Genomic DNA, 24,834 nt, shown 5'->3' with positions numbered 1-24,834 from the left:
AAAGTAAAAAAAGAAGCAACTTTTATAAAAGTTGCTTCTGGCGCTATTCAAATTTCGTTGTCATTGTTCCGGTTTTATAACGATTGTTAGGGTCGAAACGTAATAAGTCTCCATAAATGAGTTTGTCGGAGAGTTTCAATTCAGTTTTTGCTTTTTCAATATTTGGTTGACATAATGAAATGTCCGCTTCTTCACCTGTATTTCGTTTATAGCACATGTTTTTTGTATAAACATAGTTTTCCGAAACGAAGCTACCATCACGCATTACCATAAGTGGATCTTCTTCTTTGATAAATAGGTCAGTTCCAAATTCAACTGATTGATTTGTTTTAATACCAAGTAAATGAAGTAGCGTTGGTTTAATATCAATTTGACCAGATACTTTAGAAATGACTTTTCCTTCTTGACCAGGTACATGAATAATGAGAGGGACGCGTTGTAATTGCATAGAATCAAACGGTGTAATAGCGTCTTTCCCAAGGAACTGAGCCATAGCTGCGTTATGGTTTTCAGAAATACCGTAATGATCTCCATAAATGACAATAACGGAATTATCATACAGTCCTTCGTCTTTTAATTGTTTAATAAATAATTTCAGAGCTTCATCCGTGTAACGAACGGTTGGGAAGTAGCGGTTTACAACACCACTTTCCGAATTAAACTCATCAACATATTGATCTTCTGGATTTAGAAGAAATGGAAAATGGTTTGTTAAAGTAATAAATTTTGTATAGAACGGTTGTGGTAAAGATTTTAGCTTTGGGATCGATTGTTCAAAGAACTCTTTATCTTTCAATCCCCAACCGACAGACATTTGTTCTGTGCCTACGTAATCATTTAAATTAAAGTAACGATCATATCCAAGTGCAGGATACATTACATCACGATTCCAAAACGTTTTATCGTTGGAATGGAAGACAGCAGAAGAATATCCGTATTTTTTTAATTGTTCTGGTGTAGCTGTATATTCATTTGTTGCGTGAGTAAAGAATACAGAACCACGGTCTAGCGGATAAAGTGAATTTTCAACGATAAATTCAGCATCAGAAGTTTTACCTTGTCCTGTTTGATGATAGAAGTTATCGAAATAAAAACTATCTTTAATAAATTCATTTAAAAATGGAGTAATTTCTTTTCCATTTATTTTTTTATTAATAACAAAACTTTGTGTAGATTCCATTGAAATCAAAATTACATTTTTACCTTTTGCAGCTCCAAATAAGTTTTTATCAACTTGCTTATCTTTTGAGTCTGTATAGTTTTTTATTTCAGAGAACCCGTCACCACTTGCAAATACACGTTCAGCTGAAGATTTAGATTGAAGTGTAATATCAAATAGATGATATGTGTATAAACCTAAATTTTTCACGACAGTTTGACGATCAAATGAGCGTGAGAACATTTGTGGTTTATAAATAACTGAAACAACAATTTGTAGTGCTAATAAAGCTGTTACACCGCTAAAGAAAGTTCGCTTCTCAGTGCGAGAAAGCGGCGTCTTGTCACAAAATGCCGGGAATTTACGCGAAAGAAACATTAAAATAATCGCATCTGCAAATAAAAGTAATGTTTTGTACGTAAAGAGTTCTTTTATACTTGTCCCTAAGTCAGCCATATTATTTGTTTGGAATAAAACTGGGAACGTAACGAAATCGTTATAAAACCCATAAAACATTGCATTTCCAAATAAAATAAAGGACAGTATAAAACTGATTCCAATTATAATTCGGTTTCGGTGCTTAGATGCAAGTAAAGCAAAACCGAAAAATAAAAGTAACGCAGCTAGCGGATTAATAAAAAGCATAAATTCTTCAAAGAAATTATCAATTTTAATATCAAATGCGAGCTTGTACACAATATATGTTTTTATCCATAATAAAACGACTGCAACGAGTGCAAATCGCAGTTTTGGAAACAGACGTTGTAGCATAATATACTCCTCTCCTAAAAAGCATGACAGTTCTTGTGAGCCGGTTTGGTTAGCGCCTCATTTTATATATACGAACAGTCCTTTGTTATTATGTTTATTATACTATGAGTATCATTATACGAAAATAAAAGAGAGTTGTGGGCTTTTTTATAATAATTGAGTAGAAAAAGGGCAGTGGGAGACAATAAAATGGAGTTTCTATGTATGATAATTATCGTGCGCAGAAAGAATCGTGTAATAATACGGAGGTTATAATGCGAAAATTATTATATTTTATAGTATGCAGTAGTGTTATACTTTTTGCTTCACCGAGTGTGTCGGTAGCCCAATATGATGCACCTCTTATGGAAGATGCCCTTTATTCTGTTTTATTTCCGAAAATAAATAAAGCAATTGAAAAACAATATGGGAATTTGAAACCTTATCAATGTCCTAAAATTATTAGTTTAAAAAAAGTGTATAGTGGTACATATTTATTTCAAGCAAGTATTGAAGTAACGAAGTATGAACGAGTTGCTGGGAAAATTGCTCCACCATTTGAGAAGGTAACGATTACATTTAATAATGAAGAAGGCGAATGGGAAGTGTCAAAGATTTCAGTAAAGCGCTTACCAAATGATACGAAATTAAACTGTAAAAAAACAATATAAAAAATTGTTTGACAAATAAAATGGTCCTTTGGTATTGTTAATAGCAACAATTAGATGTTTGAAAATTAAATAGACTTACCTCATCTACTCTCAAAGGTAGAGGCCGCGATAGGAAAGAGTAAGCTATGGGAGATTTAATGGAATCTGTGATCATAGGTTGAAAGGGACTATTGCCGAAATATAAGAATAACCATCTTATTCATATATTGGGACTACATTGAATAAATGTAGTACTGTCATAAGATTTCTTTTATGGAGAGCTATTTGGAGATGTTGATGCGGTTTCTTATTTTGAGGAGATAACAACTCGTTTATTTTTTCAATATATATTTTTCCTAATAAGAAACGCGTGTGAACATTGTTCCGCGCGTTTTTTGTCTATCTAAAAGCGTGCTGCAATGAATAGAAGATTGGGGTTATGAGTTTTAGAGGAAATAAGGGAGGAATTCAAATGTATTTACACGGCACAAGCCGAATCAATGGGCAAGGACACTTAGAAATTGGAGGGTGCGATACGACGCAGCTAGCAAAACAATACGGAACACCACTTTATGTATACGATGAAGAGTCTATTCGAGGAAAGTGCCGCGCGTTTCATCGTGCGTTTAAAGAAAGTGGTTTCTCTTATCAAGTAGCATATGCAAGCAAGGCGTTCTTGTGCATGGAGATGTGCCGAGTAGCTCGTGAAGAGAATATGTCATTAGATGTTGTTTCTGGTGGGGAATTATATACTGCGCTTCAAGCTGGATTTCCAGCATCTCGTATTCATTTTCACGGCAATAATAAAACAGAAGAAGAAGTCGTGATGGCTCTGCAGGCAAATATTGGTTGTTTTGTCGTAGATAATTTCTTAGAATTAGAAATTTTGCATGATCTAGCAGTGCAACATGGGAAATTTGTGAACATATTAATCCGTGTAACGCCTGGAGTAGAGGCGCACACACATGAATATATTACAACAGGTCAAGATGATTCGAAATTTGGGTTTGGAGTTTCAAATAGTCAAGCGATGCAAGCAATTGAGCTTGCTTTACAAAAATCAAATTATAATGTGTTAGGAATTCATTCACATATCGGATCGCAAATATTTGAAACGGCTGGATTTGTTCGAGCGATTGAAGTTCTTCATCAATTTTTAGAACAGGTGAGAGAACGCGCGAACTATGTAGTAAAAGTATTAAATGTAGGCGGAGGATTCGGAATACGCTACACAGAGTCAGATACGCCATTAACTCTTGAGACATATGTGCGAGCTGTAACAAGTGCAGTGAGGGAACAATTTACAGTATGTAATTATCCCTTGCCAGAAATATGGGTTGAACCAGGCCGTAGTATTGTAGGGGATGCTGGAACGACAATTTATACAGTCGGATCTGTGAAAGACATTCCTGGTATTCGGAAATATGTATCAGTGGATGGTGGGATGACTGATAATTTAAGACCTGCTTTATATAACGCTCGTTATGAAGCGATGTTAGCGAATCGAGGGAATGATGAGAATGAGGAACTTGTTTCGATTGCTGGGAAGTGCTGTGAGAGTGGAGATATGTTAATTTGGGATATTACTCTACCGAAAGTTGCTTCTGCCGATTTACTAGCAATTTCTTGTACAGGGGCATACGGGTACTCGATGGCGAATAATTATAATCGGATTCGTAGACCAGCTGTCGTCTTCGCGAAAGGCGGCACATCACAAATTGTTGTAGAACGCGAAACATATGAAAATATTATTGGGAACGATCGCATACGTATTAAAGAACTTGTTTAAATAGAGAAAAGGAGTTGTTCGGATGGGCAATTCCTTTTTTGTAAAATAAAATAATTAAAATATATCGGAAAACTAGGATTGAAAAAAATCAGAATTGTGATAAAATACAAATACAAAGCTTATCAAGAGAAGCGGAGGGAACTGGCCCGAAGAAGCTCGGCAACCTGCTTATAGAAAGCAAGGTGCTAAATCCAGCAAAATGGAATCCATTTTGAAAGATAAGGTAAAATATATTACCGAACAGTCTTTTCGAAATGGGAAAGATTTTTTTTATGAATAAAAAGGGGGGCTGTTCGCGTGAGTGTACGGGAACATTTTGAAGAAGTATCTGAGAAAATTCAAGCGATGCTTGCTGATATGAAATATGGTTCAATTACAATTGTTGTGCAAGATGGGAAAGTCATTCAATTAGAGAAAAGTGAAAAGGTACGTTTAAAGTAAAAAGCGCTGACTAGAAAAACTAGAGGCGGTTTTAACCTATTATATTAGGTTAAAGCCGTCTTTTTGCTTTTACAGGGGGAAAGAACATGTTGACGTATGAAACGTGGGAAGAAAATAATGTTTCATTTTCAGAAGAAGATGAAACGAAAGGCGCGCTATCAGTATTAAGTTGGGCTTATAAAGAATATAAAAGTGAAATTGTATACGCATGTAGCTTCGGAGTGGAAGGGATGGTATTACTGCATCTTATAAACCAAGTAAATCCATCTGCTAAAGTTGTATTTTTAGATACAAATGTTCATTTTCGAGAAACGTATGAATTAATTCAAAAAGTGCGGGAACGATTTCCTTCATTAAATATTATAGAAAAACAGCCGGAACTTACACTTGATGAACAAGCGAAGTTGCATGGTGAGAAATTATGGGAAAGTAATCCGAACCTTTGTTGTAAAATTAGAAAAATTTTACCGTTAGAAAAATCATTAGCAGCGGAAAAAGCGTGGATTTCGGGCTTAAGGAGGGAACAATCAGAAACACGTAAGCATACAAAGTTTATAAATCAAGATCATCGTTTTCAATCGATTAAAGTTTGTCCACTCATTCATTGGACGTGGAAAGAAGTGTGGCGATATGTATACAAACATAGCTTGCCGTATAACCCGCTGCATGATATTGGATATCCAAGTATTGGGTGTGAGAAGTGTACGTTACCTGTAGGTGAGGGGGGCGATTCGAGAGATGGTAGATGGTCTGGGAAAGTGAAAACAGAATGTGGTCTTCATTACCAATAAGATGAATTTGAAAATAAAACTAAGAGAGGGTATAGAAAATGAGTATAAGAAACGAATTAGTAAACCGTATAGACGAGACATACGACGTATCACAAATTGAAAAAGAAATTCAACTAGACAACATTGCGTTAAGTGATTTAGAGCTATTAGCGACAGGGGGATATAGCCCGCTTATTGGTTTTTTAGGAAAGAAAGATTATGATTCGGTCGTAGAAACGCTTCGCTTAGCAAACGGGAGCGTATGGAGTATACCGATTACATTACCGGTAACAGAAGAAGTAGCAGAGAGTCTGAAAGCTGGAGAGGAAGTAAAACTTGTTAACGCCGGAAATGTATATGGTGTCATTCAAATAGAAGATATTTTTGTACCAGACAAGGAAAAAGAAGCGTTACTTGTGTATAAAACGACGGATGAGGCTCATCCAGGAGTGAAAAAATTATATGAGCGACCGAACGTTTACGTTGGTGGAGCTATTATTCTTACAAAACGCTTTGAAAATAATCCGTTTCCTTCTTATCATTTAGATCCAATTGAAACGAGAGAAGAATTTAAAAAACGTGGTTGGAAAACAGTGGTTGGATTTCAAACGAGAAATCCGGTACATCGTGCCCATGAATACATTCAAAAATCTGCCCTTGAAATTGTAGATGGTCTCTTTTTAAATCCGCTCGTTGGGGAAACGAAGTCGGACGATATTCCTGCTGATGTAAGGATGGAAAGCTATGAAGTATTACTTCAAAACTATTATCCGAAAGATCGTGTCTTTTTAGGTGTATTTCCTGCAGCAATGCGTTACGCAGGACCGAGGGAAGCGATATTCCATGCATTAGTCAGAAAGAATTTTGGATGCACCCACTTTATCGTAGGGCGCGATCATGCAGGAGTAGGAGATTATTATGGGACTTATGAAGCGCAAGAAATTTTTACAAACTTTACAGTGGAAGAGTTAGGGATTACACCGTTATTTTTTGAACATAGTTTTTACTGCACGAAATGCGAAGCGATGGCTTCGACGAAAACATGCCCGCACGGAAAAGAGGATCATGTCATTTTATCAGGTACAAAAGTAAGAGAGCTATTAAGAAACGGTGAGGTTCCGCCGAGTACATTTAGTCGTAAAGAAGTAGTGGAAGTGCTAATTAAAGGTTTGAAAAAAGAAGTAGTAACAGAATAGGGAGAGAATGAGATGGATACGAATATTACTTGGCATACAGCATCTGTTTCAAAAGATGAGAGAAGAGTAAAAAGTGGGCATCATAGTTTTGTAGTTTGGTTTACTGGTCTATCAGCTTCAGGTAAATCTACGGTGGCGAACGCAGTTGCTCGTAAACTATTTGAAAAGAATATTGGAAACTATGTACTAGATGGAGATAATATACGCCACGGTTTAAATAAAGACTTAGGTTTTTCTGAAAGTGATCGTATGGAAAATATAAGAAGGATTGGCGAAGTGGCGAAGCTATTCGTAGATCAAGGTACTGTTGTTCTTACAGCGTTTATTTCACCGTTTCGAGTAGACCGAAAACAAGTAAGAGATTTATTAGCAGCAGATGAGTTTATAGAAGTGTTTGTAAAGTGTCCAATTGAAGAGTGTGAGAAGCGTGATCCGAAAGGGCTTTATAAAAAAGCAAGACAAGGTGATATTAAAGAGTTTACTGGTGTTGATTCACCATATGAGGAACCAGAACAAGCAGAATTAATTGTAGAAACGCACAAGTATTCTATTGAAGAATGTGCAGAACAAATCGTGAAGTACTTACAAGAGCGTAGTTTTATATAGGGGGATAAAAAATGAGTTATGAAAAAGTATGGGCTAACAATGAAAAGTTAAATCAAACTGAGAAAAATAAATTAAAAAAAGATGGATTGGAAATCTTTAATGATATCCCTTACTATGCAGAAAATGGCTTCGAATCTATTCCGAAAGAAGAGTGGGACGCATTCAAATGGGCAGGGTTGTATTTACAACGTCCCAAAGAAGCTGGTTATTTTATGATGCGTGTAAATATTCCATCAGGGATTATTACGAATGCACAGGCAGAAGTGCTTGCTTCTATCGCTGAGGATTATGGGCGTGACGTAATAGATATTACGACAAGACAGGCGATTCAGTTTCATTGGTTAGAAATTCATCAAATGCCAGATATTTTTAAAAGATTAGCGAGAGTTGGGTTATCTTCAGCTGGGGCCTGTGGTGATATAACGCGTAATATTACGGGGAATCCACTTGCTGGCATTGATGCAAATGAACTGTTTGATACAACTGGTATTGTGAAAGAGGTATATGACTATTTCCAACATAATGAAGAGTTTTCTAACTTACCCCGTAAATTTAAAATGTCTATTAGTTCTAACATTTATAACTCAGCAAACGCAGAGATTAACTGTGTTGCATTTACACCTGCTACGAAAGAAATAGATGGCGAGAAAAAAGTTGGTTTTCATATAAAAGTAGGCGGTGGATTATCAGCTCGTCCATATTTAGCTGATGAATTAGATGTATTTGTTTTACCAGAAGAAGTGAAGACGGTAGCGATTGCGATTGCTACGATATTCCGTGATTTTGGATACCGCGAAAAACGTCATTTAGCTCGTTTGAAATTTCTTGTTGCAGACTGGGGAGCAGAGAAATTTAAAGAGAAACTGATAGAGTATACAGGGCCTTTACAAAGTAAGGGAGAAAGTGCTCTCAAAGGATGGAATGCAGGATACTTCTATGGTGTTCAAGACCAAAAACAAGATGGACTAAAATATGTAGGTTTTAATGTGCCGGTAGGACGTTTACATGCAGAAGAAATGTTTGAGATTGCAAGAATTGCTAAGCAGTATGGAAATGGACAGATTCGTACATGTAATTCGCAAAACTTCATTATTCCGAATGTTCCGCCAAAAAATGTAACAGGTTTACTAAATGAGCCGTTGTTTGAAGCGATATCAGCAAGTCCGAAATCATTTATTGGTCATGCGGTTTCCTGTACCGGTATTGAGTATTGCAATCTTGCTTTAGTAGAAACGAAAGAAAGATTACGCAAAATCGCAGAGTACTTAGATACACAAATTGCACTCGATGTTCCAGTCCGTATTCATATGGTAGGATGCCCGAATTCATGTGGGCAACGTCAAATTGCTGACATTGGATTACAAGGGGTGAAAATGAAAACGAAGGAAAAAGGAATTGTTGAAGCATTTGAAATATACGTAGGTGGAACGTTGTTAGATGGCGGTGCTTACAATCAAAAGTTAAAAGGGAAAATAGATGGCGAGGATCTACCTGATGTACTTGCATCATTTATAAGTTATTTCAAAGAGAGTAAATTACCAGCTGAAACGTTTTATGATTTTGTCGGTCGTGTTGGTATAGAGACATTACAAATAGTGTTAAATACCGTGTTAGAAGAAGTAATAGCGTCTTAGGAGGGACAACATGGATTTATATCGATTTGAAGCTGTGTTAGTAAATAGTATTGTTCCGATTGTTGTTGTTGCTCAAAGTGAAGAACAGGCATTTAAGCTCGCGGAAATGGAGCTTGAAAAGCATTTTTTACCGTTACCAGAAGTAAAGGAGATTTCCCTATTTGAAAAAAAGAAGATTCGAAAAGGTGCGGCATTTGTTATTCATGAGTAGGGAAAAGGTAATACGAAATAATGAAAACTTCCATTCGTATATAAGGATGGAAGTTTCACTTTAATAGTAGAAATGAGGAGAGATGATGGGGAAGGTTTATATCGTTGGTGCAGGTCCTGGTGATCCAGATTTAATTACTGTGAAAGGGTTGAAATGTATTGAGAAGGCAGACGTTATTTTATACGACCGTCTCGTGAATAAAGAATTACTTTCATACGCAAAGCCTGAAGCAGATTTAATTTATTGCGGAAAACTACCAAATTATCACACGATGAAGCAAGAGACGATTAATACGTTTCTTATTAAATATGCGAAAAAGGGAAAAGTTGTAACGAGGCTTAAGGGGGGCGATCCATTTGTATTTGGTAGAGGAGGAGAAGAAGCTGAAGCGTTAGCAAAGCAAGGTGTACCATTTGAAATCGTTCCTGGTATTTCAGCTGGAATAGCTGCTCCTGCTTATGCTGGCATTCCAGTGACACATCGTGATGCAAGTGCAAGTTTTGCTATTGTGACAGGACATAGGAAAGAAGGTGCTGAAGAAGAAGTGAAGTGGCAACATTTAGCGAAAGGTGTAGAGACTTTAGCTGTATATATGGGGGTTAGCAATTTACCCTACATATGTGAACAACTGATGAAGCATGGAAAAGACAAAAGTACACCTGCTGCTATTATTGAGCGGGGAACGACATCAATGCAGCGCACAGTTGTTGGGACGTTAGGAACAATTGTGGATGTTGCAAAAAAAGAACAAATTCAAAATCCAAGCATGATTGTAATTGGAGAAGTGGTCCGTTTTAGAGAAAAAATCCATTGGTTTGAGAAACAGACAGAAAGTACGTATCAAGTAAGCGGAGTGTTATAAAATGAAAGCCATCTTATATATATGTCATGGAAGTCGTTTGAAAGCAGCTAAAGAAGAAGCGGTTGCATTTATTACGTCATGCATGAACCGTGTAGAGGCAAGTATTCAAGAAGTTTGTTTTTTAGAGTTAGCGAGTCCAACGATTGATGAAGGGTTCCGTACATGTGTGAAGCGTGGTGCTACAGAGATTATTGTTATTCCAGTTTTTTTATTAGCGGCAGGTCATGTGAAAAAAGATATACCGTTTGAATTGGAAAAGTTAAATAATCAATTTTCGAATGTTAAAGTGACCTACGGTAACCCGTTTGGTGTATCAGAAACACTTGTTAAATCGGTGTATAGCGGAAGTGGCATTGAACAGGAAGATAAGAATGAAGTAACGCTACTTCTCGTTGCAAGAGGGAGTAGCGATCCTGACGTATTAAGAGATATAAACTGGATCGCTTCTTTATTTCAACATGAAGAGAAAATTAAAAAAGTAGAGGTTTGTTATTTAGCGGCTGCCGAGCCAAAATTTGAGGAGAAGTTAAAGGAAGTTGTTGAACGAAAAGAAAAGAATATCGTTGTATTGCCTTACTTATTATTTACAGGTTTACTTATGAAACATATTGAAAAAGAAGTGCGCCAATATGAGTCGGATGAGATAAAAATAAGTCCGTATTTAGGGAAAAATGAAGCGTTTCAATATATGTTAATTCAGAAAACGAAGAAATTATTGAAGGGAGATCAATATGTATCCACTTACAGTGCGAGTTGAGAAGAAACGTGTTGTTGTCATTGGTGGAGGAAAAGTCGCGGGATTTAAAATTATTCCTTTACTAAAACAAGGTGCGGATATAATTGTGATAAGTCCTGAATTGGATGCGAATTTAGTGAAACTAGTAGAAGAAAAGCAAATTCGTTGGTATCAAAGGGAGTATGAAAAAAGTGATATTCAAGGTGCTTTTTTAGTTGTTGCAGCGAGTGGTGATGCCGTATTAAATGAACAAGTTGCTGAAGATAGTACAGAGAATCAATTAGTAAATGTTATTACGAATCCGGAAAGTGGCAATGTTCATTTTCCGGCGGCGATTCATCGTGGATTACTGAATGTGGCTGTTTCTACTGGAGGAGCAAGTCCGAAACTGGCAAAAAAAATCCGTGATGATATCGCAAATAAATATGATGAGGCGTATGAACCGTATCTTGATTTTTTATACGAAGTTAGAATAAAAGTGAAAGAATTGCAAATAGAAAAAAGAGAGAGAAATATATTGTTGCAAGAAGTATTAAAGTCGATATATGTTCAAAATGAACAAAAAAGAGAATTGTTTTTACAAGAATTAGAGAGAAGAGTTCATATAGGATAATGAATAAATTGTACTTTACAACTATGAAAATATAATTTATAATCACAAGTAACTTCAATAAATGAAATCGATGAGCAAGAAGAGTATGTGTATTTGATACGTTCAGAGAGCTGGGGTAAGGTGGGAGCCCGGTACGATAAAATATACAGAATGGGCTTGCGAGAGGTATGTTGAACATTGTAGTAGGCAACCCGGGTTCCGCCGTTAAAAGGATAGAGTATCGGAGTTTTCCTGTACTTGAACAAGTGGGATTTATCAATCCAATTGAGGTGGTACCACGGTATTTACATTACATATATCGTCCTCTACATGCATATTTGCGTGTAGGGGACTTTTTTATTTTCTAAAGGAGGTGTGCGAGTATGAAATGAAAGTGTATAATTAATAAAAGTTTAAATATTCAGAAAAGGAGAATTTATGATGAAAGAAACACAGCAATGGACGTCGAAAATAGGCTTTGTACTCGCAGCAGCCGGAGCCGCAGTAGGTCTTGGTGCCATATGGAAATTTCCATATGTTGCAGGTAATGGTGGGGGAGGCGCATTCTTCCTTGTATTTTTACTATTAACTTTATTTATAGGTATGCCTTTACTATTAGCGGAGTTTGTTATTGGACGTAGCACTCAAAAAGAGGCGGTTACAGCTTATAAAGTACTAGTACCAAATAGTAAAGTATATCCTTGGATTGGTCGCATGGGAGTTGTTACTTGTTTTAGTGTACTCTCTTTTTATAGTGTTGTAGGTGGATGGATTTTACTGTACTTATACTATAGTGTTACAGGGAGCTTCTGGAATGGTGTTGTTGATTATGGAAAATTGTTTGGTGAAACGATTTCAAATCCAGTAAGCGCGATTGGAGCGCAATTCATCTTTATGCTTTGTACCATTTTTGTTGTTAGTAAAGGTGTAGAAAAAGGCATAGAAAAAGCAAGTAAGTACATGATGCCGCTATTATTCATTTTATTTATTGCTATCATTATTCGTGCGTTAACACTTGATGGTGCTATGGCTGGGGTAGAGTTCTTCTTAAAACCAGATTTCTCAAAGCTGACAGCAGATACGATTTTATACGCGATGGGACAATCGTTCTTCTCACTAACAGTAGGTGCCTCAGTAATGGTCACGTATAGTTCGTACTTGAAGAAAGAAGAACATTTAGCTAAATCAGCAACATCTATTGTAAGTTTAACTGTTTTTGTTACAGTACTTGCAGGATTAGCAATTTTCCCAGCGATTTTCGCATTAGGCGTTAAGCCGACTGAAGGGCCAGGATTACTGTTTATCGTCCTTCCGGCAGTATTTGCAAAAATACCATTTGGACAATTTTTCTTCATTATGTTTTTAGTTTTATTCTTCTTTGCAACGTTAACATCTGCGATTTCTATGCTTGAAATTGTAGTAGCATCTGTTGCGAAAGATAATGAGAAAAAGCGTCCGTCAGCATCATTATTAATTGGTATTCTTATTTTTGCAGTTGGAATCCCGTCAGCATTATCGTTTGGAATTATGAGTGATGTGAAAATATTTGGTAAGACATTCTTTGATTTCGTTGATTTTTCGGTAAGTAATGTATTACTGCCGCTCGGAGTACTAGCCATTTCGCTATTCGTACCAAATAAAATGAGTAAAGAGATGTTAATGAAAGAATTAGAAGTTACGGAAACGAAAGGGAAAACATTATTTAATATTTGGTTCTTCTTGCTTCGTTATGTTATTCCAGTAACTGTAATTATTGTATTTTTAAATGCGATAGGCGTATTTAAAATGTTTGCATAATAAAAAGACGGAGATTTCTCCGTCTTTTTATTATGTTGTAGGTGTATTTAATAAACGATTATATGCTTTATAGGCTGTGACGACTGCGATAAATGATCCGATTAAAAATAATGCTGAGCCGCCAAATGTAAATATTCGGCCAATGTAAGTTTCTCTAGCTTCTTCTATTTTTTGTTGTAATTGTGTATTCATATGATTCACCTCGTAAAATATAGGCATTTAGTTGTAGTCTATGTGGAATGCCTATATTGTGTGAAGGGTATAGAAAAAACTCGGTATGCACCGAGTTTTTTCTATAATCCGATATAAGGAGATGGGTCAACTGCATTTGTCTTGCCGACATTCCATTCTCCAAGGTGAAGTTCGAAGTGTAAATGTTGTCCGTATGATTGACCAGTATTACCCATAAATCCAAGTTGAGTGCCTTGTTTTACAGTTTGTCCATTTGATACAGAACGGCTACTCATATGAGCATATACTGTCGTATATGTTTTTCCATTTATACGGTGAGATAAGTACACAACGTTTCCGTAACTAGATGATAATTCCGAGCGGATAACAACGCCATCAGCAGCGGCAATAATTGGAACGGTTCCTGAAGCTGCGATATCGATTCCCTTATGGTTATCTATAGAGCGCACACCAAACCCAGAAGTTTTTGATCCAGCTGCTGGCTTAATAAATCCGCCAATATTTGTATCGTGTGGTGTTGGAGCTGCTTGAGCTGTTTGAGCAGATGTAGTAGCTTGTTTACGAGCTTCTTCTGCCTTGCGAGCTTCTTCAGCTTTACGAGCCTCTTCAGCACGTTTTTCTTCTTCAATTGCTTTTTGAACAGCTTGACGCTGGTTTTCTAAAATGCCTTTAGATTCTTCTAATCCTTCAATCTCTGAATCTACTTTTGCTACTTTCGTATGTAGATCGTTAATAAAGGTTTGCTGCTGTTGCTGGTTATTTTGTAATTCTTGCTGTTTTTGTTCTAATTTTTGCTCGGATTCTTTCAGTTGTTGCTCTTTTTTCTCAACAGCCTCTTTTTCTTTCGCGACAGCATTTTGATCAGTTGTTTGTTTTTTCACAATATCTGTATCGTTGTTTAAAATTAAACTTACAGAGTACATATTATCAACAAGATCAGCGATATTTGTAGAAGTTGTTATTACCTCTGTAATAATATTTGTACGAGGTTTTTCTTGCATAGATTGTAAACGTTGCTTAATAACTTCCTGACGCGTATCTATGTTTGTTTGTAATTGCTCTATATGCTTCTTTTTTTCAGTAATTACTTGTTGTGTTTTGTTAATTTCTTTTTTTGTATCGTTTAATTCAGCTTCGTTTTTATTAATAGAAGTAGTTAAGTCGTCAATTTTCTTTTGTAATTCTTGAATTTCTTTTTCTATTTGGTCTTTCTCAGCTGATTTATTTTGTAAGTCATTTTGTTTTCCTTCTAATTCAGATTGAATATTAGATAATTTATCTTGATTCGTTTCAGCATATACGGGTGAAAGTAGCGGAGAAACAAAAAACGTTCCTGCTGCTAAAACACTAAACGCTGCAAATTTCTTTTTCATGGTTGTCTGGCTCCTTTCCCTATGAATGTTATATATCATAAGAAGAAGAGTGTCTATCGTTGTAACCATAATGTAAAGAAAATTTTATAAAATTGCTAAGTTTTGTCGGAAATTATCATTTTTTAATGATAATTGTCATGTTGGATGCGCTTTTTATTCGTTCAACAAGGATGTATTTTTTGGATTTTGTTGTAAAATAAAGGGAAAATGTATTTGTTTTATATAGTAAAATAGTAGATAGGAATCCAATAAAACACTGATAAGGAATCGTTCTCATGTTAGGTTTTCTGACATGGGTTTTATTTTTGTCAAGAAAATTATTTGTGTTAAGGAAAAGTTATTTTGTTGTCAGATTTAATTTTTTGATTTATGATTTTTAACAGGGACAAAATGTAGTGAATTGTCGAATAATATGTAATACTCTTAATTTCAAGTTTTATAAATATAGAATGAGAGGTAGAGTGACACATCGAAGAGGGGGTTACAACAAATATGAAAAGAATAGGACTTGCATGGCAAATATTAATTGGTCTTGCGTTAGGTATTGCAGTTGGTGCGATTTTCTTTGATAATCCAGCTGTTGTGAAGTACTTACAACCAATTGGTGATATTTTCATCCGATTAATTAAAATGATCGTTGTACCGATTGTTGTAGCAAGTATTGTTGTTGGGGTTGCTGGTGTTGGTGATGTTAAAAAACTAGGCCGACTAGGCGGAAAAACAATTATTTATTTTGAAATTATTACAACACTTGCAATTGTTGTTGGTCTATTAATAGCGAATATTTTCCAACCAGGAAAAGGCGTAAATATGGATCAGTTAACAAAGACAGATATTTCGAAATATACACATACGACAGAGCAGGTACAAAGTCATTCATTTGCAGATACATTTGTAAATATTGTTCCAACGAACATTATGAAGTCATTAGCTGACGGAGATATGCTTGCTATTATCTTCTTCTCTGTATTATTTGGTTTAGGTGTAGCAGCAATTGGTGAAAGAGGAAGACCGGTTCTTCAATTTTTCCAAGGTGTAGCAGATGCGATGTTCTACGTGACTAACCAAGTTATGAAATTTGCACCATTTGGTGTATTTGCGCTAATCGGTGTTACAGTTTCTACATTTGGTCTTGCGTCATTAATTCCATTAGGTAAATTACTAATTGTCGTATATGGAGCAATGATCTTCTTCGTTGTAGTTGTCTTAGGACTTACAGCGAAAATATTTGGAATTAACATTTTCCAATTCTTTAAAATTTTGAAAGACGAACTGATCTTAGCATACTCTACAGCAAGTTCAGAAACAGTTTTACCGAAAATCATGGAGAAAATGGAGAAGTTCGGTTGTCCGAAAGCAATTACATCTTTCGTTATTCCGACAGGTTATTCATTTAACTTAGATGGATCAACTTTATATCAAGCAATTGCAGCTATTTTCTTAGCGCAAATGTACGGTATTGATTTATCTATTTCTCAACAAATTACATTATTACTTGTATTAATGGTTACATCAAAAGGTATTGCGGGTGTACCGGGCGTATCATTCGTTGTATTATTAGCAACACTTGGTACAGTAGGTATTCCAGCTGAAGGTTTAGCCTTTATCGCTGGTATTGACCGTATTTTAGATATGGCTCGTACAGCAGTTAACGTTGTAGGTAACTCTTTAGCAGCTGTAGTTATGTCTAAGTGGGAAGGTCAATATGACGCTGAAAAAGGACAAGCCTACTTGAAAGAAATTTCTAATAAGCAAGCAGCTTAATTATAATTTGAACAAGCTCTCACATAATATGTGGGGGCTTTTCTATATAGAAGGGAAGCGGACGTAATGAAACGTAAATATGGTGACGGTTCTTCGTGGAAGCGACTAATAGAGAAGGATTATACGGTTAAGCAAGTAGAAGAAGGAATGTTAGGAATATTAGAAATAAAAAAGGTAAGAGAACCTAGTTGTAAAGAATATGATGGTAAAAAACTTTGTATTGCAGGGAATCAATATACGTGGATTCAATATTTCATAGACGGGAAAAACTTTGCGATTACAGCTATGTTAGATGATCAGAAAAAATTAGTGCAATATTATATCGATGTGGCGAAAGAATATAAAATTGACGAACGTGGTTTACCGTATTTTGATGATTTATATTTAGATGTAGTGTTATTACCGAACGGTAAAATGTATGTACTAGATGAAGATGAGCTAGAGGATGCTTATAAAAGTGGCGATGTTACAAAAGAAGAGTATGAGTTAGCTTGGTACACTACGAAATGGATAATAGATGCAATAAAAAATAGTGAATATTATTGGATTTCAATATTGGAAGAAGAAATCAAAAAGTTAAAATGATTGTTGTATTCAAATTTTTGCATAATTACCAAAAAAATCTATACAAAAAATAATTGACTTTTGTTTTGTAAGCGAGTAAAGTTAGGGAAGAAATTATTATTAAAAAATAAATATGAAACCTTCTTATAAAGAGAGGCGGAGGGACTGGCCCTACGATGCCTCGGCAGCGGACTCGATTTCAGAGTGCTGTGCCAAATCCAGCAAGCATGTGCTTGAAAGATGAGAAGAGTGTTTCTTATAGATGTATAAGACCTCTTCTCATTGGAAGAGGTCTTTTGTTATTCATTAGAAAAAAGGTTGAAACTAGGGAGAGATGGTACTTTGAAAGAAACGAGAGGAAATGGTTTGGCTTTATTACCACTTGGGGTATTTTTGGCGCTATTTATTGGTTCTGGAATTATTACAGGTGATTTCTATAAATTGCCGATACTTGTAGCAATTTCAATTGCTGTAGGAGTCGCTTTAGCAATGAATCGTAAAGAAAGCTTTAATGTAAAAGTAGAACGATTTGCTAAAGGTGCAGGGAACCCAGATATTATGATTATGGTTCTAATTTTTGTACTGGCAGGAGCGTTTTCTGAAACAGCAAAAGGGATGGGCGGCGTTGATTCTACAGTTAATTTAGCGTTATCCATTTTACCGCAAGGGTTTATCGTAGCTGGAATTTTTGTTATAGGGGCATTTATTTCATTAGCGATGGGAACTTCAATGGGAACGATTGCTGCATTAGCACCGATTGCTGTAGGTATTAGTGGACAAACTGATATCTCAATTGCACTGACGATGGCTACCGTTGTTGGCGGAGCGATGTTTGGTGATAATTTATCATTTATTTCAGATACAACAATCGCAGCTGTACGTTCGCAAGGAACAGAAATGAAAGATAAGTTTAAAACGAACTTTTTAATTGTATTACCAGCGGCTATTATTACAATTGTACTATTAGTAATCGTTACTTTAGGAAGCGATACGCAGATTAAAGCGCATAGCTTTGACTGGATAAAGATTTTACCGTATGCAGGAGTACTTATTACAGCATTGCTTGGTTGGAATGTACTTATTGTGTTAACTGGTGGAACTGTACTATCTGGCGTTATCGGTCTTTTAGATGGAAGTTACACGTTAGAGGGTTTCTTTAAAAGTGTAACGACTGGAATGAGCGGTATGATGGAGTTAGTGTTACTTGCTATTTTAATTGGTGGTATGGTCGAACTGATTCAATATAATGGTGGCATTCAATATTTAATGAATCTTTTAACGCGTAACATTCGTTCAAAAAAAGGAGCAGAATTCGGTATTGCTGGCTTAGTGAGTCTGACGAATATGTGTACAGCGAATAATACGATTTCTATTATCTTTACAGGTCCGCTTGCGAAAAACATTGCAGATCAATATGAAATTGACCCTCGTAAATCAGCGAGTGTATTAGATCTTTTCTCATGCTGTGTGCAAGGATTAATTCCGTATGGTGCGCAAATGTTAACGGCAGCAGGATTTGCGGCGTTATCTCCGATTGAATTGTTACCATATGCGTTTTATCCGATCTTAGTTGGAGTATGTGGAATTATTTCTATATTAATTGGTTTCCCGAGGTTTTCTAAAGTAGCGGGAAAGAAAGAGTATCATAAAACAGCATAATGAAAAATGAAGTTTATTAAAAATAACGAAAGCCGTACAGAGAATGTTCTTTGTACGGCTTTTTATGTGCGATAAAAGAGTAAATCATCCTATTTTACCGCATATTTTTACAAAAGGCTGAATGCAACTCGGTCTTAAGTCTGAGTCGAAAACGGTTCTTAAGCTCGTTATGGAAAAGTGAAAAAATAGTTAAGATAAGAGTATCAAATCGAAGGGAGGCAAGCACAAGATGAAACAATTTCTAGCGTTTATCGCGGCCGGTATTTTGGCTTTAATTGCTCTTGGTAGTCTTGCTGGTATTGTAGGATTCGCAATCGGAGCAGGAGTTGTGTACTGGAGCTATAAATCATTTGTGCGAGCACAATCGTTTTTTGGAAAGTTAGCTTGGGGTATTGTAGGTTTAATCGGTTTATCCGTTGCACTTTCGCACTCCCCAGCATTAATCGGTATCGCAGCATTAGTAGTTTTATACTACGGATACCGTGAGTGGAAAAAAGAAAAAAATGTAGTTGTTGATTCTGCACCAGAAAGTTCTAAACCATATAGCAACTTTGAAGATGAGTGGAACAAGTTAATGAAAAACTAATAAAAACCAAATAAAAACCAAATCAAATTGATAAAGTAGAAGAGAGGAAGATTATAATGAAACAATCTTTATTCGGACGTGTACGCGATGCAATTTTAGCAGATTTTCATAATGTGTTAGATGAGAAAGAAAGAAAGAATCCAATCGCGATGTTAAACCAATATTTACGCGATAGTGAGCGTGAAATAACAAAAATTGAGAAGTTAATTGAGCGCCACAAAACATTAAAATCTAATTTTGCTCGTGAGCTTGAGCAAGCACGTTATTTTGTTAATAAAAGATCAAAGCAAGCGATCGTCGCTCAAGAAGCAGGCGAATTACAACTACATGAGCGTGCGTTAGAAGAAGTAGCGTATTATGAAGGGCAAGTAACTCGATTAGAAGAAATGTATGCAGGTGTTGTAGATCAAATTGATGAGTTAGAGCGTCGTCTTGCTGAGATGAAAAATAAATTAAAAGAAATGCATGCAAAACGTATGGAATTAATGGCACGTGAAAATATGGCACATGCAAATCGTCGTATGAATACAGCGATGCATAAAATGGATGAAAATAATCCGTTCTTACGCTTTGAAGAAATTGAAGATCATATTCGCGACTTAGAATCTCGTATAAATGAGGAGCATGAACGTGACACATTTGATATGAAGATTGCAAAGCTTGAGCGTGAAATGAAAGAAAAGAATGATGTATCGTTAACGAAAGAGTTAACAAAATAATAGTAGTATATTATAAAACAGGCTTATGATATAGTGATAGGAGAAAAGGTGTTGGAAAGCAATGCCTTTTCTTCTATGTATATGTGACAAGGAGGGGGGAGCTGAAATGAAGAAGCATTTTTCAAAAACACAATTAATGGGGATGCTCCTCATCATATTTGGATTCGGTCTTTTTCTTGATATGATACTTGGACATTTTGAACCAGGTGGTCTCATTTTTGCATTTATTATGCTTATGTTTGGAAGGCATTATCGCAAGAAGAATCGTTATGTACGGGGAAATGTATTTTTATTTGTTGGTGGTATCGTATTTTTATTCTTCTTATTTTCATCAGCAGCATTTGTTCTTGTCGTATTTGCTTGTTTAGCTTTAATTGGTTATCAACTGATTCAACAAGGACATCAGCAAAAAGCAATGAAAGTTGAAATTAAAGAAAAGGGATATATAGATGAAGAAAAACAAATATATCGTACAGAACCGTATATAAAAAATATGTTCGTAGGTAATGTACGAATGATGGATCATATTTATGAACTTGAGGATATTAACGTCCAATATGGTGCTTGTGATGTCGAGATTGATTTAACAACCGCGATGATTCCAGAGGGAGAAACGGTAATTGTTATTCGAGGTGTAGTTGGTAATATTCGTTTATATGTGCCATATGATATTGAACTGTCTTTAAATCATTCTGTTATTGTCGGACGTGTGCTTCTGCCAGGTCATGAAGAAACAGGATTTAACCGCAATGTTACATTTAGAACAGAGCAGTATAGAGAGGCTCCTCGTCGTATTAAAATTATTTCTTCGCTTGTCGTAGGCGATACGGAAGTGAGGAAAGTATAATGAAAAAACAAAAAAACATTTCATGGATGTATATTCGTTATTCTATGTTGTCCTCTGTTAGTATCGCACTTATTTGTACAATTGTATATGTATGGAAAAGCGAGCAACAAGTGTATGATTTATTATGGAAGGAATCCATCGCTTCTGTTCCAATTGGCTTGTTTATTATGACTACAAGTTTACTTATCGGGGGAATTGTAGGATATGCAATCGGTTACTATATAGAGCAGCGTATACAAGGATTAAATACTTTTCTATTTGAAGTGGAGCGAGGGAATTTTCCGAGCGATGTTTCGTTTACTGCAGATGATGAATTTCATGAAGTAGAACGAAAAGTAATCGGTCTTGCTCGTCGATTAGAGGAGCAAGCTGGACTCTTTCAAAAAGTAACGAATGAACGAGCTCATTGGAATGAAGAGATGAGACAAGAAGCGATATCCCAGGAAAGGCACCGATTGGCGAGGGAGCTGCATGATTCTGTAAGTCAGCAGCTTTTTGCAATGTCGATGATGATGTCGGCTATTAATGAGCAAGTAGCTGAAATTCCAGAAACGACGAAAAAGCAGTTACATCTCGTTGAAAATATGGTTGTAAATGCACAGTCAGAAATGAGAGCATTGCTTCTTCATTTACGCCCAGTGCAGTTAGAAGGTAAGAAACTAACTGAGGGTATAGAAGAATTATTAACAGAACTGTCTAGAAAGCAACATATGAAAATTGAATGGTTAATTGAGCCAATAGAATTGAAAAAAGGTGTAGAAGATCATTTATTCCGTATTGTACAAGAGGCGCTGTCTAATACTTTACGACATGCGAAGGCAAAGAAAACGGAAGTACGTCTACGCAAAATTGAGCAATATGCAATATTGAAAATTATTGATGATGGTGTCGGTTTTAAAGTAGGGGTCAATAAGGCTGGTTCGTATGGTTTAAGATCAATGCAAGAGCGAGTTCATGAAATTGGTGGTACATTAAAAGTGCTTAGTTTTCCAAATAAAGGTACACAAATAGAAGTGAAAGTACCGATTATGATTGAGAGAGGGGGAGAGTTATGATAAAGGTATTACTAGTGGATGATCATGAAATGGTTCGAATGGGTGTATCAGCATATTTATCAACGCAACCAGATATTGAAGTAGTTGGAGAAGCTGAAAATGGAAGAAAAGGTTCAGAGTTAGCACTGCAATTAAGACCAGATATTATTTTGATGGACCTTGTCATGGATGAGATGGATGGGGTTGAAGCAACACGTGCTATTATTCAGGAATGGCCAGAAGCGAAAATTGTAGTTGTAACGAGCTTTTTAGATGATGAGAAATTGTACCCTGTTATTGAGGCTGGGGCGACCAGTTATTTATTAAAAACATCAAGAGCGAGTGATATAGCGGACGCTGTACGAGCTACTTATGATGGAGAAACGGTATTAGAGCCAAAAGTTACTGGTAAAATGATGTCTCGTATGCGTCAGAAGAAAGAACAACCTTTGCATGAGGAGTTAACAGAAAGAGAGTCTGAAATTTTGTTATTAATTGCAGAGGGGAAAAGTAATCAAGAGATTGCAGATGAATTGTTTATTGCCCTCAAAACAGTAAAGACACATGTGAGTAATATATTAAATAAGCTAAATGTCAGTGACCGGACACAGGCGGTTATTTATGCATTTAGACATCAATTGACGAAATAAGAAGGAGGCTTTGACTATATATGGTCAAAGCTTTTTGTTGACGGCAAACTTTGTAAGCGTTAACATTATAGTGTTAACAGTACATACAAAGGGGAGAGAGTGTATGTTAGTTCAAACAATATTTGGAATGGATGAAACGAAAAAATTAGGTAACTATGTGAATGCGTTGCAAGCACTTTGTGAACAATATGATATTGAAACAGATCGTATCGCAATTATTGAGGCAACAGAAGAACGTTATTTATTTCTAGTAAAGCAAGAAGATTGCTATGATGTTGTAAAAGTAGAAACGGTGGATACGAATATTGATTACTATACGAAAGCTTATAAAGTAAGTAGCTTTAATCATACTTCTTATCAAATGTAAAAAACTCCCGAAATGGGAGTTTTTTATGATGCTTTCGATTCAGGTGAATGCTCCGTTAATGGTACTGTTTTTGCACCACTTAATTTTGCGATAGCAAAACCGATAATAGCCCCAACTAACGCTGGTACTAACCAGCCAATTCCTTCATTATATAATGGAATAAACTCAAAATAAGATGTGATAAATGAAACAGGAATATTCCCTTGTTTTAATCCGTCAAAAACGCTAACAACTGCTGTTCCGATTAAAGCACATACATAAACAGATCGATAGCCACCGAAATATTTATGAAGTAATGATAATAATACGAGTACAATTGCAACTGGATATACAACAAGTAAAATAGGAACAGAGATGGCGATGATTTTTGTTAAACCTAAGTTGGCAACTAATAATCCTAACAAGCAAATGACACTTGCTAACGTTTTGTATGAAAATTTTGTAAATAATGTTGAGAAATATTGACTGCACGCAGATACAAGTCCAACGCATGTTGTTAAGCAAGCAAGTGTAACGATAAGAGATAAAAGAATTAGACCATATGGACCGAATAATTGTTGTACGATAACGGTAAGTAGCTGTCCTCCATTTTTTGCGTATCCAAGAGAGACACTGGTTGTACCGAGCCAGCCAAGTGCACCATATACAAGTACGAGACCAGTAGCGGCAATAAGTCCTGCTTTCGCTGTAGCGATGGCAATTGCTTTACGATCACTCACACCTTTAGAACGAATGGCATTTACAACGATAATTCCAAATGCAAGCGCAGAAATGGTATCCATCGTTAAGTATCCTTCCATAAAGCCTTTGAAGATTGGAGAAGTTTGATACTCTTGCATTGCTGGTCCAGATTGTCCGAGGGGTGTAAATACACTTTTAACGAATAATAAAAAAATAGAGAGTAATAAAATAGGTGTTAATACACTTCCGATACGATCGACGAGCTTAGAAGGGTTTAAACTAAGCCAAAATACGATAGAAAAGAAGATGACTGTGTATAAAAATAGCACTAGGTTGCTAGAGCGAATAGTTTCTGGTAAGAAAGAACTAACCCCCATTTCATAAGCGACATTAGCAACACGTGGAATGCCCATAGATGGACCAATTGCAATGTATACAACTACCGTAAAGAAAATTCCGAATAATGGGTGAACATGACTTGCAAGTTGCTGCATTCCATTTCCTGATAAGGAAATAGCGATAACAGTAAGTAACGGTAAACCAACTCCTGTTAGTAAAAAGCCGATCATCGCTGGCCAAAAGTTTTCACCAGCATTTTGTCCAAGCATTGGAGGGAAAATTAAATTTCCTGCCCCAAAAAATAAAGAAAATAGCATAAGTCCTGTGAAAAAAACATGTTTTTTTGATACAGTGTTCATTGTTTTTCCTCCTTTTTTTGTAAATTCATTGTAAGAACACAAAAAACCCGTCCCTAAAGAAAGGGACGAGTTATATTTACCCGCGATACCACCCTAATTTATACATATAGAAATAAATCTATATGTATACGGCTTTGCAACGTACAACATGATACGTGTTCCTTGTAACGGGGGACAGCCGGTAAGAACTTACTGTAACATTCGGTTCTACTTCTCGGAGATGATTTTCGGCTACGCACTGAACGTTGGCTTTCAGCAAATCGCCAACTCTCTGGGGACAGTCCTATAACGTACTCGTTCTCGTCAATGAATTTTTATTCAAGTATTCTGACAGTATTGTCACATGTTTTTTTTTGAAAGTCAACATTTTTTTGAAAGTTATATTTATATATGGAAATATCTAATGTGATATTCGTTGTTGTAAAGGGAATGGTGAATTGTAAAACGGGAGTAAAAATTTGTAGAGAATTGTAAAACTTATAGAGAAAGTTGATATTTATAGGAGTA

At 36.0% G+C, this 24,834-nt stretch carries 25 protein-coding genes, 3 riboswitches and 2 other annotated features; of the genes, 21 read left to right on the top strand and 4 right to left on the bottom strand.

Annotation, left to right across the window (positions count from 1 at the left end; translation table 11 throughout):
- Positions 1-43: 43 nt before the first annotated feature.
- On the bottom strand, positions 44-1,930 hold the full coding sequence (locus MKO96_RS07495; protein WP_076536219.1) for an LTA synthase family protein: 1,887 nt from the start codon (positions 1,928-1,930) through the stop codon (positions 44-46).
- Between the two features lie 254 nt (positions 1,931-2,184).
- On the opposite strand from MKO96_RS07495, the gene MKO96_RS07490 reads away from it, so the two are divergent.
- The 12 genes from MKO96_RS07490 to MKO96_RS07435 all read left to right on the top strand — a co-directional run bounded on the left by MKO96_RS07490 (position 2,185) and on the right by MKO96_RS07435 (position 13,193).
- Positions 2,185-2,580, top strand: coding sequence for a DUF3888 domain-containing protein (locus MKO96_RS07490; RefSeq protein WP_170957616.1), 396 nt, complete (start codon positions 2,185-2,187; stop codon positions 2,578-2,580).
- A gap of 89 nt (positions 2,581-2,669) precedes the next feature.
- A riboswitch (Lysine riboswitch) is annotated at positions 2,670-2,851 on the top strand.
- A gap of 180 nt (positions 2,852-3,031) precedes the next feature.
- Complete coding sequence (gene lysA / locus MKO96_RS07485) at positions 3,032-4,348, top strand: diaminopimelate decarboxylase (RefSeq protein WP_240587139.1); 1,317 nt, start codon at positions 3,032-3,034, stop codon at positions 4,346-4,348.
- Positions 4,349-4,464: 116 nt separating this feature from the next.
- Positions 4,465-4,573, top strand: a riboswitch (SAM riboswitch).
- 72 nt (positions 4,574-4,645) lie between these two features.
- Positions 4,646-4,789 carry a YezD family protein gene (locus tag MKO96_RS07480; protein WP_000116163.1) on the top strand — a complete coding sequence of 48 codons (144 nt, stop codon included), beginning with the start codon at positions 4,646-4,648 and terminating at the stop codon, positions 4,787-4,789.
- 86 nt (positions 4,790-4,875) lie between these two features.
- Positions 4,876-5,580, top strand: coding sequence for a phosphoadenylyl-sulfate reductase (locus tag MKO96_RS07475; RefSeq protein WP_240587138.1), 705 nt, complete (start codon positions 4,876-4,878; stop codon positions 5,578-5,580).
- A 38-nt stretch (positions 5,581-5,618) separates the two neighbouring features.
- Complete coding sequence (gene sat, locus MKO96_RS07470; RefSeq protein ID WP_240587137.1) at positions 5,619-6,755, top strand: sulfate adenylyltransferase; 1,137 nt, start codon at positions 5,619-5,621, stop codon at positions 6,753-6,755.
- A gap of 12 nt (positions 6,756-6,767) precedes the next feature.
- Positions 6,768-7,361, top strand: coding sequence for an adenylyl-sulfate kinase (gene cysC, locus MKO96_RS07465; protein WP_240587136.1), 594 nt, complete (start codon positions 6,768-6,770; stop codon positions 7,359-7,361).
- An 11-nt stretch (positions 7,362-7,372) separates the two neighbouring features.
- On the top strand, positions 7,373-8,995 hold the full coding sequence (locus MKO96_RS07460) for a nitrite/sulfite reductase (protein ID WP_240587135.1): 1,623 nt from the start codon (positions 7,373-7,375) through the stop codon (positions 8,993-8,995).
- 10 nt (positions 8,996-9,005) lie between these two features.
- Positions 9,006-9,206, top strand: coding sequence for a DUF3906 family protein (locus tag MKO96_RS07455; protein WP_000366917.1), 201 nt, complete (start codon positions 9,006-9,008; stop codon positions 9,204-9,206).
- A gap of 85 nt (positions 9,207-9,291) precedes the next feature.
- Positions 9,292-10,068, top strand: coding sequence for a uroporphyrinogen-III C-methyltransferase (gene cobA / locus MKO96_RS07450; RefSeq protein ID WP_240587134.1), 777 nt, complete (start codon positions 9,292-9,294; stop codon positions 10,066-10,068).
- A gap of 1 nt (position 10,069) precedes the next feature.
- The gene (locus tag MKO96_RS07445; RefSeq protein ID WP_087979942.1) at positions 10,070-10,825 is read left to right on the top strand and encodes a sirohydrochlorin chelatase; all 756 of its coding nucleotides are present in this window, start codon (positions 10,070-10,072) and stop codon (positions 10,823-10,825) included.
- Positions 10,800-11,417 (top strand): NAD(P)-binding protein, encoded by a 618-nt coding sequence (locus tag MKO96_RS07440; protein WP_240587133.1) that lies wholly within the window; start codon positions 10,800-10,802, stop codon positions 11,415-11,417. Before MKO96_RS07445 ends, MKO96_RS07440 begins: the two co-directional genes overlap by 26 nt.
- 61 nt (positions 11,418-11,478) lie before the next feature.
- Positions 11,479-11,726: a binding site (T-box leader), on the top strand.
- 111 nt (positions 11,727-11,837) lie between these two features.
- Positions 11,838-13,193, top strand: coding sequence for a sodium-dependent transporter (locus tag MKO96_RS07435; protein WP_240587132.1), 1,356 nt, complete (start codon positions 11,838-11,840; stop codon positions 13,191-13,193).
- A 30-nt stretch (positions 13,194-13,223) separates the two neighbouring features.
- Here MKO96_RS07435 and MKO96_RS07430 read toward each other — a convergent pair whose 3' ends face one another.
- Both MKO96_RS07430 and MKO96_RS07425 read right to left on the bottom strand, forming a co-directional pair.
- Positions 13,224-13,385 (bottom strand): hypothetical protein, encoded by a 162-nt coding sequence (locus tag MKO96_RS07430; RefSeq protein ID WP_165502242.1) that lies wholly within the window; start codon positions 13,383-13,385, stop codon positions 13,224-13,226.
- A gap of 101 nt (positions 13,386-13,486) precedes the next feature.
- Positions 13,487-14,758: a murein hydrolase activator EnvC family protein gene (locus tag MKO96_RS07425; RefSeq protein ID WP_240587131.1), complete on the bottom strand. Its 1,272-nt coding sequence runs from the start codon at positions 14,756-14,758 to the stop codon at positions 13,487-13,489.
- 492 nt (positions 14,759-15,250) lie between these two features.
- On the opposite strand from MKO96_RS07425, the gene gltP reads away from it, so the two are divergent.
- The 9 genes from gltP (at position 15,251) to MKO96_RS07380 (ending at position 22,948) form a co-directional block, all read left to right on the top strand.
- The gene (gene gltP / locus MKO96_RS07420; protein WP_061678636.1) at positions 15,251-16,522 is read left to right on the top strand and encodes a glutamate/aspartate:proton symporter GltP; all 1,272 of its coding nucleotides are present in this window, start codon (positions 15,251-15,253) and stop codon (positions 16,520-16,522) included.
- A gap of 66 nt (positions 16,523-16,588) precedes the next feature.
- The gene (locus MKO96_RS07415; protein WP_240587130.1) at positions 16,589-17,107 is read left to right on the top strand and encodes a ribonuclease FAU-1 family protein; all 519 of its coding nucleotides are present in this window, start codon (positions 16,589-16,591) and stop codon (positions 17,105-17,107) included.
- A 120-nt stretch (positions 17,108-17,227) separates the two neighbouring features.
- Positions 17,228-17,333, top strand: a riboswitch (SAM riboswitch).
- Positions 17,334-17,428: 95 nt separating this feature from the next.
- On the top strand, positions 17,429-18,745 hold the full coding sequence (locus MKO96_RS07410) for a Na+/H+ antiporter NhaC family protein (RefSeq protein WP_240587129.1): 1,317 nt from the start codon (positions 17,429-17,431) through the stop codon (positions 18,743-18,745).
- 229 nt (positions 18,746-18,974) lie between these two features.
- Positions 18,975-19,331 carry a lmo0954 family membrane protein gene (locus tag MKO96_RS07405; protein ID WP_240587128.1) on the top strand — a complete coding sequence of 119 codons (357 nt, stop codon included), beginning with the start codon at positions 18,975-18,977 and terminating at the stop codon, positions 19,329-19,331.
- A gap of 56 nt (positions 19,332-19,387) precedes the next feature.
- Positions 19,388-20,050, top strand: coding sequence for a PspA/IM30 family protein (locus MKO96_RS07400; protein ID WP_075308722.1), 663 nt, complete (start codon positions 19,388-19,390; stop codon positions 20,048-20,050).
- 106 nt (positions 20,051-20,156) lie between these two features.
- Positions 20,157-20,897, top strand: a complete 741-nt coding sequence (gene liaF, locus MKO96_RS07395) for a cell wall-active antibiotics response protein LiaF (protein ID WP_087979949.1) — start codon at positions 20,157-20,159, stop codon at positions 20,895-20,897.
- Positions 20,897-21,952: a sensor histidine kinase gene (locus MKO96_RS07390; RefSeq protein WP_240587127.1), complete on the top strand. Its 1,056-nt coding sequence runs from the start codon at positions 20,897-20,899 to the stop codon at positions 21,950-21,952. The genes liaF and MKO96_RS07390 overlap by 1 nt, the downstream gene beginning before the upstream one ends.
- The gene (locus MKO96_RS07385) at positions 21,949-22,581 is read left to right on the top strand and encodes a response regulator (protein WP_000598709.1); all 633 of its coding nucleotides are present in this window, start codon (positions 21,949-21,951) and stop codon (positions 22,579-22,581) included. The genes MKO96_RS07390 and MKO96_RS07385 overlap by 4 nt, the downstream gene beginning before the upstream one ends.
- Positions 22,582-22,591: 10 nt before the next feature.
- A complete protein-coding gene (locus MKO96_RS07380) occupies positions 22,592-22,948 on the top strand; it encodes a DUF3992 domain-containing protein (protein WP_240587126.1) in 357 nt (118 codons plus the stop codon).
- 23 nt (positions 22,949-22,971) lie between these two features.
- Here the strand turns inward: MKO96_RS07380 and brnQ3 are convergent, their stop codons facing one another.
- On the bottom strand, positions 22,972-24,327 hold the full coding sequence (gene brnQ3 / locus MKO96_RS07375; RefSeq protein WP_087979952.1) for a branched-chain amino acid transport system II carrier protein BrnQ3: 1,356 nt from the start codon (positions 24,325-24,327) through the stop codon (positions 22,972-22,974).
- A gap of 58 nt (positions 24,328-24,385) precedes the next feature.
- Positions 24,386-24,643: a binding site (T-box leader), on the bottom strand.
- Positions 24,644-24,834: the final 191 nt, after the last annotated feature.

The organism is Bacillus sp. ES1-5 (genome assembly GCF_022487605.1).
Taxonomy (GTDB): domain Bacteria; phylum Bacillota; class Bacilli; order Bacillales; family Bacillaceae_G; genus Bacillus_A; species Bacillus_A wiedmannii.
The sequence above is the reverse complement of the archived record's forward strand: the minus strand, read 5'-3'. Positions and strand labels throughout refer to the sequence as shown.

Bases quoted from the DNA above. Each gene is read 5' to 3' on its own strand.
- MKO96_RS07475 (WP_240587138.1), top strand. From the start codon at position 4,876: ATGTTGACGTATGAAACGTGGGAAGAAAATAATGTTTCATTTTCAGAA.
- MKO96_RS07490 (WP_170957616.1), top strand. From the start codon at position 2,185: ATGCGAAAATTATTATATTTTATAGTATGCAGTAGTGTTATACTTTTT.
- MKO96_RS07425 (WP_240587131.1), bottom strand. From the start codon at position 14,758: ATGAAAAAGAAATTTGCAGCGTTTAGTGTTTTAGCAGCAGGAACGTTT.
- lysA (WP_240587139.1), top strand. From the start codon at position 3,032: ATGTATTTACACGGCACAAGCCGAATCAATGGGCAAGGACACTTAGAA.
- cysC (WP_240587136.1), top strand. From the start codon at position 6,768: ATGGATACGAATATTACTTGGCATACAGCATCTGTTTCAAAAGATGAG.
- gltP (WP_061678636.1), top strand. From the start codon at position 15,251: ATGAAAAGAATAGGACTTGCATGGCAAATATTAATTGGTCTTGCGTTA.
- MKO96_RS07495 (WP_076536219.1), bottom strand. From the start codon at position 1,930: ATGCTACAACGTCTGTTTCCAAAACTGCGATTTGCACTCGTTGCAGTC.
- MKO96_RS07405 (WP_240587128.1), top strand. From the start codon at position 18,975: ATGAAACAATTTCTAGCGTTTATCGCGGCCGGTATTTTGGCTTTAATT.
- MKO96_RS07460 (WP_240587135.1), top strand. From the start codon at position 7,373: ATGAGTTATGAAAAAGTATGGGCTAACAATGAAAAGTTAAATCAAACT.
- sat (WP_240587137.1), top strand. From the start codon at position 5,619: ATGAGTATAAGAAACGAATTAGTAAACCGTATAGACGAGACATACGAC.
- cobA (WP_240587134.1), top strand. From the start codon at position 9,292: ATGGGGAAGGTTTATATCGTTGGTGCAGGTCCTGGTGATCCAGATTTA.
- MKO96_RS07400 (WP_075308722.1), top strand. From the start codon at position 19,388: ATGAAACAATCTTTATTCGGACGTGTACGCGATGCAATTTTAGCAGAT.
- MKO96_RS07435 (WP_240587132.1), top strand. From the start codon at position 11,838: ATGAAAGAAACACAGCAATGGACGTCGAAAATAGGCTTTGTACTCGCA.
- MKO96_RS07390 (WP_240587127.1), top strand. From the start codon at position 20,897: ATGAAAAAACAAAAAAACATTTCATGGATGTATATTCGTTATTCTATG.
- MKO96_RS07455 (WP_000366917.1), top strand. From the start codon at position 9,006: ATGGATTTATATCGATTTGAAGCTGTGTTAGTAAATAGTATTGTTCCG.
- MKO96_RS07415 (WP_240587130.1), top strand. From the start codon at position 16,589: ATGAAACGTAAATATGGTGACGGTTCTTCGTGGAAGCGACTAATAGAG.
- MKO96_RS07445 (WP_087979942.1), top strand. From the start codon at position 10,070: ATGAAAGCCATCTTATATATATGTCATGGAAGTCGTTTGAAAGCAGCT.
- liaF (WP_087979949.1), top strand. From the start codon at position 20,157: ATGAAGAAGCATTTTTCAAAAACACAATTAATGGGGATGCTCCTCATC.
- MKO96_RS07385 (WP_000598709.1), top strand. From the start codon at position 21,949: ATGATAAAGGTATTACTAGTGGATGATCATGAAATGGTTCGAATGGGT.
- MKO96_RS07440 (WP_240587133.1), top strand. From the start codon at position 10,800: ATGTATCCACTTACAGTGCGAGTTGAGAAGAAACGTGTTGTTGTCATT.
- MKO96_RS07430 (WP_165502242.1), bottom strand. From the start codon at position 13,385: ATGAATACACAATTACAACAAAAAATAGAAGAAGCTAGAGAAACTTAC.
- brnQ3 (WP_087979952.1), bottom strand. From the start codon at position 24,327: ATGAACACTGTATCAAAAAAACATGTTTTTTTCACAGGACTTATGCTA.